The 12,860-nt window shown below is 73.4% G+C and carries 14 protein-coding genes and 1 riboswitch; of the genes, 3 read left to right on the top strand and 11 right to left on the bottom strand.

Going from position 1 to position 12,860, the window contains the following annotated elements; all coding sequences use genetic code 11:
- From IBX62_09500 to IBX62_09470, 7 genes are all read right to left on the bottom strand, one after another.
- Positions 1-434: methylated-DNA--[protein]-cysteine S-methyltransferase (locus IBX62_09500; GenBank protein MBE0477318.1), on the bottom strand; the 434-nt coding region annotated here is incomplete at its 3' end.
- 25 nt (positions 435-459) lie between these two features.
- Positions 460-984 (bottom strand): cob(I)yrinic acid a,c-diamide adenosyltransferase, encoded by a 525-nt coding sequence (cobO, locus tag IBX62_09495; protein ID MBE0477317.1) that lies wholly within the window; start codon positions 982-984, stop codon positions 460-462.
- Between the two features lie 14 nt (positions 985-998).
- The gene (locus IBX62_09490; GenBank protein MBE0477316.1) at positions 999-2,249 is read right to left on the bottom strand and encodes an ABC transporter ATP-binding protein; all 1,251 of its coding nucleotides are present in this window, start codon (positions 2,247-2,249) and stop codon (positions 999-1,001) included.
- The gene (locus IBX62_09485; GenBank protein MBE0477315.1) at positions 2,249-3,238 is read right to left on the bottom strand and encodes an iron ABC transporter permease; all 990 of its coding nucleotides are present in this window, start codon (positions 3,236-3,238) and stop codon (positions 2,249-2,251) included. The genes IBX62_09490 and IBX62_09485 overlap by 1 nt, the downstream gene beginning before the upstream one ends.
- A gap of 38 nt (positions 3,239-3,276) precedes the next feature.
- Positions 3,277-4,215: an ABC transporter substrate-binding protein gene (locus tag IBX62_09480; GenBank protein MBE0477314.1), complete on the bottom strand. Its 939-nt coding sequence runs from the start codon at positions 4,213-4,215 to the stop codon at positions 3,277-3,279.
- A 130-nt stretch (positions 4,216-4,345) separates the two neighbouring features.
- A riboswitch (cobalamin riboswitch) is annotated at positions 4,346-4,514 on the bottom strand.
- 136 nt (positions 4,515-4,650) lie between these two features.
- A complete protein-coding gene (locus tag IBX62_09475; protein ID MBE0477313.1) occupies positions 4,651-5,232 on the bottom strand; it encodes a hypothetical protein in 582 nt (193 codons plus the stop codon).
- Between the two features lie 189 nt (positions 5,233-5,421).
- Positions 5,422-5,568, bottom strand: a complete 147-nt coding sequence (locus IBX62_09470) for a lmo0937 family membrane protein (protein MBE0477312.1) — start codon at positions 5,566-5,568, stop codon at positions 5,422-5,424.
- 178 nt (positions 5,569-5,746) lie between these two features.
- On the opposite strand from IBX62_09470, the gene IBX62_09465 reads away from it, so the two are divergent.
- Positions 5,747-6,580, top strand: a complete 834-nt coding sequence (locus IBX62_09465) for a 4Fe-4S binding protein (GenBank protein MBE0477311.1) — start codon at positions 5,747-5,749, stop codon at positions 6,578-6,580.
- Between the two features lie 22 nt (positions 6,581-6,602).
- On the opposite strand, the gene IBX62_09460 is transcribed toward IBX62_09465, so the two are convergent.
- Positions 6,603-7,238 (bottom strand): hypothetical protein, encoded by a 636-nt coding sequence (locus IBX62_09460; GenBank protein ID MBE0477310.1) that lies wholly within the window; start codon positions 7,236-7,238, stop codon positions 6,603-6,605.
- A 255-nt stretch (positions 7,239-7,493) separates the two neighbouring features.
- Here IBX62_09460 and IBX62_09455 point away from each other — a divergent pair, with 255 nt between their 5' ends.
- Positions 7,494-8,555, top strand: a complete 1,062-nt coding sequence (locus IBX62_09455; GenBank protein ID MBE0477309.1) for a hypothetical protein — start codon at positions 7,494-7,496, stop codon at positions 8,553-8,555.
- A gap of 356 nt (positions 8,556-8,911) precedes the next feature.
- Positions 8,912-9,232 carry a hypothetical protein gene (locus tag IBX62_09450; GenBank protein ID MBE0477308.1) on the top strand — a complete coding sequence of 107 codons (321 nt, stop codon included), beginning with the start codon at positions 8,912-8,914 and terminating at the stop codon, positions 9,230-9,232.
- Here the strand turns inward: IBX62_09450 and IBX62_09445 are convergent.
- The 3 genes from IBX62_09445 to IBX62_09435 form a co-directional block, all read right to left on the bottom strand.
- Positions 9,229-9,552: a cyclic nucleotide-binding domain-containing protein gene (locus tag IBX62_09445; protein MBE0477307.1), complete on the bottom strand. Its 324-nt coding sequence runs from the start codon at positions 9,550-9,552 to the stop codon at positions 9,229-9,231. The two genes, IBX62_09450 and IBX62_09445, sit on opposite strands and share 4 nt — an antisense overlap.
- 112 nt (positions 9,553-9,664) lie before the next feature.
- Complete coding sequence (locus IBX62_09440; protein MBE0477306.1) at positions 9,665-11,863, bottom strand: hypothetical protein; 2,199 nt, start codon at positions 11,861-11,863, stop codon at positions 9,665-9,667.
- Positions 11,864-11,956: 93 nt separating this feature from the next.
- Positions 11,957-12,860, bottom strand: a 904-nt coding sequence (locus IBX62_09435; GenBank protein ID MBE0477305.1) for a hypothetical protein, incomplete at its 5' end; no start/stop codon positions are given.

Below are 12,860 nucleotides of genomic sequence, written 5' to 3'. Positions count from 1 at the left end.
GCGGGGACGACGCGGTGGCACGGCACGAGCACCGATATCTCGTTGCGCGCGCAGGCGCTGCCGACCGCCCGCTGGGCGCTGGGGCGCCCGATCCCTCGAGCGACGTCACCGTAGGTGCGGGTCTCGCCGGCGGGGATGTCGAGCAGCGCCCGCCACACCGCGACCTGGAACGGCGTGCCCGCGAGGTCCAGCGGCACCTCGGCGGTCGGCGGAAGGCCCTCGGCACGGCGCGCGACCTCGGCGGCCCACTCCCGCACCGCCCCCGGGTCGCGCTCGACCTCCGCCTCGGGGAAGCGCTCCCGCACCTGCCGCTCAAGATCGGCGCCGTCCTCGCCCAGGTACACGGCTCGCACGCCCTCGGCCGTCGCCGCGACGAGCGCCTCGCCGAGCGCCGTCGGTACCACGTCGTAGAAGATCCGCTCCTCTCGACCCATCCTGGCCTCCGATCCCGATACGCTCTCAGAAATCTATGCCGCGCCGCGCTGTGATGCCCGCGTCGAACGGGTGCTTCACCGCGCGCATCTCGGTCACCAGGTCCGCGCGCTCCATCAGCTCGGCTGCGGCGCCGCGCCCCGTGCACACGACCTCCACGTGGTCCGGACGGTCGTCCAGAAGGTACAGCAATCTCGCGACGTCGCCGAGGCCCGCCCGCACCGCGACGTTCACCTCGTCCAGCACGACCAGGTCCCACTCCCCGCACGCGACGGCCTCCTCGGCGGCGGACCAGGCCTCCTCGGCGGCGGCCCGGTCCTCGGCGGTGGGGCCGTCGGCGAGCAGACCGGTGGAGTCCTGCGCGGGACGGACGACGCGGACGCCGAGGCGCTCCAGCGGCTCCAGCTCCCCACTGCGCTCGCCGCCCTTCACGAACTGCACGAAGCACACACGCAGGCCCTGCCCGGCGGCGCGCAGAGCGAGCCCGACCGCGGCGGTGGTCTTGCCCTTGCCCTCGCCCGTGTAGACCTGCACCAGGCCCCGCGCCAGCATCGCGTCGCCTCCCGTCAGCCCGGACCCCCGCAGAGGACCTCCGCCAGCGCGGAGAGCGCCTGGTCGACGTCGGCGACCTGCAGCGCCCCCGCCGACAGCGCCTCGCGCGCCGCCGCGTCCGCTTCCCCGCCCGCGAAGTCGCGGCCGCGCTCCCATCCTCCCACGAACAGCACCGGGCGTCCCGCCCCGAGCGACGCGAGGAGGTTGGGGAGGTTGCCGCGGCCGAACGGCGCCGGCGCGACCAGGCAGGCGTCGGCCTCGGACGCCATCGCGTCGAGGCGGGCGCGCTGCGCCGGGCCGATCTCCCCGAACGGCGGCAGCTCCACGATCGGCAGCCCGAGGGCCACCGCGACGCCGTGGTCGACGTCGCCCTCGTTGAGCGCGCCGGCCGACACGCGGTAGCCGGCGAGCGCCAGCCGCCGCAGCAGCGGCGCCGCGGCGCCGGAGCCGCCGGCGACGAAGAGCCGCTCGGCGCGGGCGGGCGCTGCCTCCTCCTCGCGCACGACCGGCGTGACCGTCACGCTGCCGGTCACCGCGTCACGACCGATCACCGAACGCACGCCGAAGACCCGCGAGACGTTCTCCGACGTCAGCACGTCGGCGGGCCCGCCGAGGGCGAGCAGGCGGCCCTCGGCCACCACCCCGATGACGTCGGCGTAGCGCGCGGCGAGGTCGAGATCGTGGAAGACGGCCGCGACGGCCATGCCCGCCGACGCACGGGCGCGCACGAGGTCGAGAACCTGCAACCTGTGGTTGAGGTCGAGGTGGCTAGTGGGCTCGTCGAGCAGGAGCGCGCGGGAACGCTGCGCGAGCGCCTGGGCGAGCGTGAGGCGCTGCAGGTCACCGCCGGAGAGAGTGTCGACCGCCTGCACCGCGAGCCGCGCGGTGTCGGTGGCGGTCATCGCCTCGGTCACGGCGTCCTCGTCCTCGACGGTCTCGTGCGAGAAGCGCCGCGTCCAGGGGTGGCGGCCCATCGCCACGAACTCGCGCCCGGCGAACGGGAAGGCCGGCGGCAGCGACTGGGGCACCACGCCGACCAGCCGCGCGCGCTCGCGCGGCCCCAGCGCGCGCACGTCGCGGCCGTCGAGCCGCACCCGACCCCCCAGCACCGCCGCCTCACCGCACACCGCGCGCAGCAGAGTGGACTTGCCCGCGCCGTTGGGGCCCACGAGGCCGAGGAACGTGCCGGGCGCCACCTCCAGCGTGACGCCGGAGAGCACGGGCGTCTCCCCGTAGCCCAGCGCGGCATGCTCGAACGCCAGCACTATGCCCGCCTCCCGTGCCGCAACAGCAGCCACACGAAGAACGGCCCCCCGGCCAGAGCCGTGACGATGCCGACGGGCAGCTCGACCGGGGCGAGCACGGTGCGAGCCGCGAGGTCGGCGAGAACCATCGCGGTGGCGCCGGCCAGCAGCGAGGCCGGCGTGACCAGGCGGTGGTCCGGACCGAACGCCAGCCGCACCATGTGCGGCGTCATCAGCCCGACGAAGCCCACGAGGCCCGAGACGGCCACGGCGCCGGCGACCAGCAGCGAGCCCGCGGCGAGCAGCGCCCGCTTCAGGCGCTCGACGTCCACGCCGAGCTGGGAGGCGCGCTCGTCACCGAGCAGCACGATGTTGAGCTCGCGGGCGGTCAGCAGCGGCACGACCGCGCCGAGCGCGAACATCGGCGCCACCATCCGCAGCTGGCCCCACGAGGCCCCGGTCAGCCCGCCCATCATCCAGAAGACGACCGAGGCCATCGACTGCTTCGCGAACACGAGCAGGAACGACGTCAGCGCCGCGAGCGTGTAGGAGACGGCGATGCCGGCGAGCAGCAGCGACGCCACGTCCATCCGCCCCTCGCGCCGCGCGAGCCCGGCCACGAGCACGATCGTCGCGAGCGCGCCCGCGAACGCCGCCGCCGGCACGCCGACCAGGCGCAGACCCGTCGCCCCTGCGGTCGCGGCGAGCACGGCCGTGACGCCGAGGCCGGCGCCCGAGGAGACGCCCAGGATGAACGGGTCGGCGAGCGGGTTTCGGAAGAGCGCCTGGTAGAGCACGCCCGCCCCGGCCAGCGACGCTCCCACGAGCGCCGCGAGCAGCACCCTCGGCAGCCGCAGGTCGACCACCACGGCGTCGGAGACGGGGCCGGGCACGCCTCGCAGCGCCCGGCCGACCGCGGCGAACAGCTCGGCGGGCGGGACGGCCACGGCCCCCAGCGAGACGCCGGCCGCCATCGCGAGCACCAGCGCCACGGCCAGCGACGCGAGCACGACGGCGGTGACGCCTCGCCGGGAGCCCACTGCCCGTCCTACTTCCCGAAGGCGCCGGGGTGCAGCGCCTCGGCGATCGCCCGCACGCCGAGGACGACCCTCGGCCCCGGCCGGCTCACCAGGTTGTCGTCCAGGACGGCCACGCGTCCGCCGCGCACCGCGCGCAGCTTGTCGTAGCCGGGACGGCCCTCGAGCTGGGAGGGGTCGCTCATCGAGCCCTTGGTGGCCAGGTAGACGGCGGGGTCGTCGTCCACCAGCTGCTCGACGGAGTACGGCACGTAGCCTGGCTGCGTGACCACGTTACGCCCTCCCGCGGCCGCGATCAGGTCGTCCATGAGCGTCCCGGAGCCGACCGTGAACAGCGGGTTCTGCGCGATCTCGATGAAGACCGGCACGTCGTCGGCGTCCCCGATCGCGGCGGTGATCCCTTCGAGGTCCGCGCGTATGCCCCCGACCACCGACGACGCCTCGACCGATCGGCCCGTGACCCGCCCGACCATCCCGATCGAGGCGTACAGGCCCTCCAGCGTCTGCGGGTCCACCGTGACCACGGCTGCGCCGACGCCCTCGAGCTTCTCGATCACGTCGGCCTGCACGCCCCCCGTGACGAGCACGAGGTCGGGTCCGGCCGCGGCGACCGCCTCGATGTTCGGGGCCACGAAATCGCCCACCTTCGGCAGGTCGAGAACCTCCGGCGGGTAGTCGTCGAACGTTGTCACCCCGCCGAGCCGCTCCAGCAGCCCCAGCGCGGCGACGATCTCCGTGTTCGCCGGGGCGAGGCTCACGATCGTGCGCGGCTCCGACGCGATGGTCACCTCGCGTCCCGCGTCGTCGGTCACCGTCACGGGGAAGGCCGCAGCCTCCGCCTCGCGCTCGCCGCGGCCGTCCGCCGTCCCCTCGCGGGAGCAGGCCGCGGCCCCCGCGGCCACCGCCGCCGCCAGCACCGCGGCGGTCAAGAACCGAGAAGTCCTGCGCATCGTGCTTCCTCTCTCCTCGGACGCGCCCCCGTCAACGCCGAAGACCCGCCGCAGGGGCGGGTCCTCGAGTCGAGTGGTGAACGCCGGCACCGGTGGTGCGGGTGCCGCGATCAGGCCCCGAACCTCGAAGGCCGCGTCGCGCGTCCCGGGCAGGTCTCCTGACTTCGCAGGTGCGCTCGAAACGAGCGCTCCCGCTTCACAGTGGCGGGTCCGTGCCGGATTCTCACCGGCTTCCCTATGCTCCCGCTTACCCCCGCTCCGATGGCGGGGACGCGGGCACCCGGGGCGCTATCCGGTTGTCGCCGCGATGATACGGCAACCGCGGGCGGGACAGGAAGAGGCGATCCGGCGGGCGGTGCGGAAAGGGGCTTCCGCCGAGGGGCGCCGGAGACAGGAAGCGCCCCGAGGGGCGCCGGAAGCGGGTCGGTGCGCCGCTCAGAAGAGCTCGCTGATGCCGCGCAGCGAGTCCTCGGCGTACTCGAGCAGCCAGTCCTCCAAGGAGAGGTAGAACTTCGGCTGGAACACCACGCCCATCTCCTTGGCGAGATCGATCACGTTGGACAGCAGCGTGTCGTGCAGCATCACCTTGTCGAGCGCCTTCTCCGTGACGATCTCCTGGCTGCGGGGGGTGGGCGACCAGAAGACCTTCTCGTTCTCGGCGGAGATGACGATGTCGTAGAGCAGGTTGCCCTGGCCGAGGAAGACGATCTCGTACTCGCCCCCCGCGTCGGCGAACGCACACGAGAAGGAGTTCTTCACCGGCGCGTATCCGGCGATCTTCGCGAGCGCCTCCACCTCCAGCGGGATCGGGCGCGGACAGGCTGGCAGTTCGCGAAGGACCTCGCGCACGTTCACCATGGTGACGAGCGAGCGCTCGGGGACGTCGTCACGCAACGCGATCAGCGCGAGGTGCGCTTCGGCGGAGGACGCGGAGTTCAAGAGCACCTGGACCATGCCGCCGTTCGGCGACACGTAGTGCGGCAGCACCTCTGCGAGGCCCTTGGCGAGCGAGATCACGGACACCTCTGGCGGTTCGGCGGGGCGGGGCGTCTCTGCATGTGATATCGGCTCGCGCGAGGGTGCGATTGAGGGGCTCGCGCGCCCTATCCGACGGACGGTCGCGATCGACCGCGCGGGGCGCGAGCGGCCCGGCACCGCACGCCCCCGACCCCCCGATGCGGAAGCGGCGATGCCGGGCAAGACGCGCTAGACCGCTCGACCCTGCAGCAACCGTATGACGAGCACGATCGCCGCGATGACGAGCAGGATGTGTATCAGACCGTTGAACGTCGTGCCCGTCAGAAGACCGATGAGCCACAGCACGAGCAGAACTGCGAGGATCGTCCAGAGCATCGCCGCACCTCCCTCCTCGACTGCTACCTGTTTCCCGACCGGGCGTGCACCAAAACGTGACTTCTCTCACCGCCTCGCGCGGGCAGGGCTCCCCGCGCCCCGCCGGCGCGCATCTCCCGCCGCGCGGGTATGCTCTTGCCGGGGCCGAGGAGTGGACCCCGGCGGGAGGGGCGGCGGAGTGTGCGAGTTCTGCGCGCGGCACGGCGACGGCGCGGCATGGTACCTCAACGCCGAGAACTACGCGGTCGACCTCACCGCCGACCTTCAGCGGCGCGGCTATGTGGTCACGTTCCTCGCGGATTTCGCGGAGCGCCGTGCCCGGGCGATACGCGGACTGGAGCTGCTGCGCCTCGTCCCCGCCCCGCTGGCCGCGCCGGTGCGGCGGCGCGTCACCGAGGCGCTGCAGCGGGACCACTTCGGCCAGCCGGTCACGATCGAGGAGTGCGCCGAGGTCCTCGGCATCACGTCCAGCATCGTGAACCTCCCCTGCCCGTGCCGCAGGTTCGCGGGAAGGCCGGACGAGGGGTACTGCCTCGCGATCACCACGCGTCCCGCCGACGACGTCCTGGGCGAGGGCATGCGCGACTGGGAGGGCGGGCCCGACACCCGGGGATTGCAGCGCCTGAGCCGCGAGGAGGCCCTCGGGCTCGTCGAGCGCGCCGAGGAGCGGAGGCTGATGCACTCGGTGTGGACGTTCAAGACCCCCTTCATCGGCGCGATCTGCAACTGCGACCTCGCGAGCGGCTGCATGGCGATGCGCATCCAGCTGCGCTACCGCACCCGGATCATGTGGCGCGGCGAGCACGTCGCCCGCCTGGACCGCGAGGCGTGCGCCGGTTGCGGCGAGTGCGCCTCGGCGTGCCCCTTCGGCGCACTGTCGCGCACGCGGGAGGGCGTGTCGCTGGAGGCCCGGGCGTGCTACGGGTGCGGGGTGTGCCGCCGGGCATGCAGCGCGGGCGCGCTCTCGCTCGCGCGCCGCGCCGAGGTGGCCGAGGTCGCGTCGGTGTGGTAGCGGGAAGCCCGCGGGCGCGCGGCTAGGCCGGCCCCTCGGCGGCGGCGCCGGCGCGCCGGGAGAGCAGCCACGACGAGATGAGCGCGATGGCCATGATGGCGGCCACCATCACGAAGAACGGCCCCTTGATGTACCAGTCGGAGTTGAGAACCGGGTTGTCGGGGTGCACCACGTTGGGCGAGACGGCGATGCCGAACCATAGCGCCGCGGCCAGCCCGACGTCCAGCGCCGCGGTCACCCTCGGCCGAGAGAACGCGAGGTCCGCCGCCACTACCAGTCCTGCGCCCAGCAGCACCCAGAACGTCATGCGCAGCCTCGGCTCGCCCCACTCCACGCTGCCCCACGCCATCCTCGCCGACAGCACCCCCAGGGCGGTGTTGAGGACCCACAGCGGCATCGAGAACCAGCGCAGGCCGCTCGCCCAGGCGTAGAGGCGCTCCCCGCCGGAGAGCAGGAACGCGAGCGCGGTGATGCCGGCGAACGTGAACGTCGCGAGGTTCACCCACGTGGAGGCCCCGTGGAAGACGACGAGGCGCACGAGCCGTCCGAGCTGCTCGACCGGGGGCAGCGTGGCCACCAGCACCGCGACCGCCACCGCCAGGGCGGCGAGCACCGCCGACGCCGCGATCCCCCGCTTGTCCGCGAACCCGCTCGCCATGGTGCACCCCTCGTCGGTCGTGGTCTCGAACGCGCCGGGAAGATCCGGCGCCCCACATCCTATCAAGAGTGATGCCGCCGCGCGGGTGCCCCGGGTGCGGCGCGGGACGGCCGAGGGCGGCTTGTGAGTATCAGAAGCCGGAAGATATCGGTGTTCTCCTCGGAAGTGGGTAAAAGCACGAGGAATCGGCTCAGGCCGGTGAAGAAGCGAGGTCGACATAGAGGGGGGTCGATCGGATTGAGTGCGAGGAGATGGTTGTGCGCCGGCCTCGCCGCGCTGCTCGGTACCGTCCTGCTCACCGGCTGCCCGGCCGAGGAGGACGAGAGGGCGCCCGAGGAGGAGATCGACATCTCGGCGCTCGTGACCGAGTGGACGGAGGCCGGCCACAGCAGGATCATCACGTTCGCGGCCGAGGAGTCGCCCTGCGCGGGCTGCCACGACGGGGGCGCGTTCGCCCAGGGCGTGAACGACCCGGCGGAGCTGGACAGGGAGTGGCCCGTCGCGATCGACTGCCGCGCCTGCCACACCGGCCGGGGAGCGGAGCGGCTCGAGTCGGGCGAGACGACGATCCCGTCCTCGCCGGACACGCTCGCGCTGGGACACGGCGCGCTGTGCGCCGGGTGCCACCGGGCGCTGAGGGCGCCCGACATCGCGGACGAGGAGCGCCGCACGCCGCACTACTCCCCGGTGACCGACGTGATGCAGGGCGTCGGCGGGATCCGCACGGACGACATGGACGTGGGCAGCACCGAGGACCACGCCGAGATCGACGACGCCTGCGTGGGATGCCACATGCTCCAGGCGGAGGAAGGCCATCCCTCGCACACCTTCCGGGTGATCGACTTCCAGGAAGCCTGCGGGGAGTGCCACGAGGAGATCGAGAGCGCCGAGGACACCCCGACGATCCAGGCGGCCGGTGACTACGACGGCGACGGCAGCGTCGAGGAGTTCACGGCCGAGGTCGAGGGGCTGCTGACGCTGCTCAACGACACGCTCACGGAGAGGATGGACGGCGCGAGCTACCGGTCCGTGCAGGGACGCATCGTCTTCGTGCGCGGGGAGACCACGGTGACGGCGCCCATCCCCGACGAGGTGTACCTGGCCGCCTACAACCACATGATGATCGACCGCGGCGGCGCGATGGGCTTCCACAACCCGCGGTTCACAATCGACCTGCTCCAGGAGTCCTACCGTGCTCTGACCGGCGAGGCGGTGCCCAACGCCGCACCGTTCGGCGAGGAGGAGGCCGAGGAGACCACACCCGCTCCCGAGGGTCAGGAGACGACGCCTGGGGGCACGCAGGAGACCACGCCTTGACGCCACCGGCGCTGCGGTGACTCCAGGCTGGTCTTCTCACGAGAGTCGGTCGAAGGGCCCCGCGGCGCGGGGCCCTTCCCACGTGCTCGTCGGGGCCTGCCCGCTCTTCAGCGGCCACGGAGCTGTAGCGCAGCCGAGTCGCTGACCCGGGAAGAAACGGAAACGAGGCGCGGGGGGGACGCGCCTCGTTCGCCGTACAGAGCGGGGCCCCGAGTGCGAGGGGGGAGGGAGGAGGGAAGACCCTCGGGGCGGCGCCGCTCCGCAGACGGAGGGAGCAAGGGCTCTGCCAACTCCCCGGTGGCTCGGAGGCCCTCGGGAGGTATGTACTCCGGCAGACGAGACGGGAGGAGCGCTCCATGATCAGACGGCATCCGGACTCGCTGGCAGGCGACGAGGCGCGCGAGTTCGCCGCGCGGCTCGAGGAGCGCTACCCCCCGCCCGACTGGTCCGTCACCTACGACGTCGAGGAGGCGGCGGCCGACGGCGAGCCGGCCGTCCGCGAGCTGCTCGTGCTCGCGAAGCGCACCAAAGGCGTGCTCGAGCAGCTCGTGTGGATCGACGTGGACGAGATCCTCGACATCGGCGAGATGGGCGGCGACTGGCTGGAGGAGGTCGACGTGGTGCTCACCTCCTCGGCCGAGGAGCTCGAAGGCGGCGGCCCCGTGGAGGAGCTCTAGGGAGCCCTGCGCAGCAGGACCTCGCGCAGCAACGGGTCGTCCGCGTTGTGCGCGATCTCCTCGGCCGAGACGGCGAGCAGGCGCGTCTCGCCCAGCGCCCACGCGGAGAACCGGCGCCGTGCGCCCTCCAGGAGGTCCGTCTCGCCAAGGACCGAACCCCGGCACAGGAACCCGGTCGTGACGTCCTCGCCGTCCTCGTCGCGAGAGAGGCGCACGACGCCCGACTGGATCAGGTAGACGTGCGTCGGGCGGCTGCCTTGAGCGAAGATGCACTCCCCGTCGGAGAAGGACTTGACGAGACCGCCGTTTGCCCCACACATGACCCTTGCCACCTCTGCTTCTGCGTCGTGTGCTGCGGCTGCTGCTTCCTAAGGGAGCTTATCCCAGACGGCTGCCTCTCAGTCAGCCGCCTGTCCGGACTCCGGTCATCCGTCACACTCCGAGCCGGCCGCGGCGGACGGTCTCCAGGCGGTGCACCTCGCGCTTGACGTCGGCGAAGTACGCCGGGGAGACGCCGATCGAGTCGTAGCCCATGCTCACCAGCTCCGGCAGCAGGCGCGGGTCGCGGGCGGCCTCGCCGGTGGCGCAGGCGAACACGCCGGCCTCCCTGGACGCCGTGGCGACCGCCTCGAGCATGAACACCACGCCGGGGTCCGCGGGGTCGAACGACCCGGCGAGCCGGTGGCTCTCCCGGTCCAGCGCGAGCGTGCACATGGTGAGGTCGCTCACCCCCACGCTCACGAACTCGGCGCCGGCCTCGAGGAAGCCGCGCAGCCCCAGGGCGACGGCGGGCGTCTCCACCGAGACCCCCACGTGCACGTCCTCCGCGGGCTGGAGTCCGACGCGCCGGACGGCCTCCAGCCCCGCCTCGAACTCCCGCACGAAGCGCACGAAGGGCAGCTTGACGCCGATGTCCCGGTGCCCCTCGGCCACCGCGCGGGCCACCGCGCGCAGCTCCAGGTCCAGCATCTCGGGCTCGGCGAGCTCGCGGCCTATACCGCGCCAGCCCAGCAGCGGGTTGCGCTCCTCGGGCTCGCGCTCGCCCCCGGCGAGGCGGCGGAACTCGTCGGTGGGTGCGTCCATCGTCTTGTACCAGACCGGCTTGCCGGAGAAGAGCTCCGCGGTGCGCCTCAGGCCCAGCGCGATCGTCTCCTCGAGCTCCTCCCCCCTGCCGCGCCGGATCATCTCCATGGGGTGCACGCCGCTCCTGAGCAGGAAGTAGTCGTTCCGCAGCGAGGAGACGCCGTCGGCGAACGGGGCGACCACGGCGGCCTTCTCCGGCACGATCACCGAGGCGAACACCTTCGTGGCGGTGCTGGGCACGTCCTCGAGCTGCGCCGGAGTCAGCGACAGGTCGCCCTCGTAGACCAGCCCGCGGAAGCCGTCGACCGTCACGACACGGCCGTCGCGCAGCCGCTCGGTCGCGTGACCCGTGGAGATCACCGCGGGCACGCCGAACTCGCGCAGCACGTTGGCGCCGTGGCTCGTGGCCCCTCCCTCGTCGGCCACCACCCCGGCGGCGTCGCGCAGGCGCACCGCGAGGTCGTTCGTGAGGCGGTCGACCACCACCACCGCTCCGGCCACCTGGTTCGGCACCGCGCCTCCGCGCAGCACGAGCGCCTCGCCCGCGCCGACCTTGGGGCTGGCGCCCACCCCGTGCAGCAGCACGGTCTCCTCGCCGATCTGCGGGAAGACGCGCTCGTCGCGGCCGGAGAACACGAGCGGCCGGGACTGCAGGATCCAGAATCGTCCCTCGCCGTAGGCCCACTCCACGTCCTGCGGCCCTCCGAGGATCCCCTCGGCACGCAGCGCCCAGCGCGCGAGCTCGGCGACCTCGGAGTCCTCCAGACGGCGCTCGTGCTCCTCGGGCAGCGCACGCGGTCCCGGCGTGCCGGCCGGCGCGCGGCGAGCGAGCAGCACGCGCCCGCTCCCGGGGTCGTAGACGTAGCGCTCCGGCGTGACCTCGCCCGAGACGACGTCGTCGCCGGGCCCGTAGGTGGCCTCGACCACGACGCTGCGCGCGTAGCGGTTGGCGGGGTCGCGGGTGAACACCAGGCCGGCGCGCTCGGCGGGCACGAGGCGCTGGAGCAGCACCGCGACCTCGAAGTCGCGCGCGCCTATGCCCTTGCCGCGCATGTAGGACGCGACCCTCGGGCGGAACGCCGAGGCCCAGCACCGCTTGACCGCGCCGACGAGCTCGTCGTCCCCGCGCGCGCCGATGACCGAGGACAGCATGCCCGAGAAGCTCGCGTCCGGCGCGTCCTCCAGCGTCCCGCTGCTGCGCACCGCCAGCGCGCCGTCCCGCCCGCCGAGCCGCTCGCAGGCCTCCTCCAGCGCCTCGCCGAGCTCGTCGGGCAGCGGCGCGGCGGCCATCGCCTCGCTCACCCGGCGGAAGCGCGACTCGAGCGCGTCGGGGCCCGGCTCGCCGTCCTCGGGCAGCGCGGCGGCCTCGATCGCCGCGGCGACCGCCGGCAGCGCGACGAAGGCCCTGTACGCGTCGGTGGTCAGCACGAAGGCGGGCGGCACGGGGAAGCCCTCGGCCAGCAGGCGTGCGAGGTTCGCGGCCTTGCGGCCGACCAGCGACGGCGGCGCGTCGACCGCCTCGGCGAGAGGGATGACTGCGGCGTCCATGCGCGGCGGGTCTCCTCGGCGGGAATCCTCGGCGGGTAGCGTGCAAGGAGTCGATTCCCGGCGGCGGAGGGGGTGTCACGCCTCGGCGGCGGGCTACTCCTCCGCCTTCCTCACCGCGTCGAACTTGAACACGAAGCGGACGTCCCCGGTCGCGCCCTCCGGCTTGCCGAGGAAGGTGTCGTAGCCGCCGACGTCGTCCTCCATCAGCTCGACGACCTCCTTGCCGAACTCCGCGTCGTTCAGCCCGCCGAGCAGGCCCGAGGAGGCCTCGCCGAGCGCTTCGGCGGTCGTCGAGACGCCCGGCAGGTAGGTGCCGGCGACCTCGCCGCCGTCTTCGAGCGCCAGCAGCGTGGAGCGCAGCTCGCCGAGCATCTCGGGAAGCTCGCTCAGCATCGCGAGCCCCTCGCCGGCGGCGCCCACGCCGTCGCCCGCGGCCGAGATGCCCGACGCCACGCCCGCCAGCCCCGCGCTCGACGTCACGAGCCCGGGCATCGTGCGGCCCGCGACGGCGCCGCCGTCCCGCAGCGTCTCAAGCGCCGAGGCCAGGGCGCCGAAGCGCACAGGCAGCTCCGCGAGCGGCGCGGCGCCTTCGGCGGTCGCCCGGAGGCCGGCCGCGATCTCGCCCAGCCCCGCGGACACCTCCTGCAGCGAGTCGCGCGTGTCGGCCAGGCCCATCGGCAGCCCTAGGTCCGCATCGCCGTCCCGAAGCGCGGTCAGCATCATCCGCTGCCGGGTGAGCCCGGCGACGAGGGCGGTGGTGGTGGCGTCGGGAGAGGCCGCCGCGAGCGCGGAGGCCCGGTCCAGCACCTCGCCGTTGGAGGCCGAGATCGCGTCCAGGTACGCGATCTGCCCCGTCAGCAGCCCGACGAGTCCGTCCACGCCCCCCTTGGTGGCGGCCACCCCTTCGGACAGCGAACCGAGGGCGGCCGGCAGCGCGGCGGCCTGCGAGTAGTCCTGGGCCCTCAGACCGTCGATGACGCCGTCCAGGTACGCGATG

This window comes from Coriobacteriia bacterium (genome assembly GCA_014859305.1).
GTDB lineage: Bacteria > Actinomycetota > Coriobacteriia > Anaerosomatales > Kmv31 > Kmv31.
This window is presented reverse-complemented; position numbering and strand designations above follow the sequence as displayed.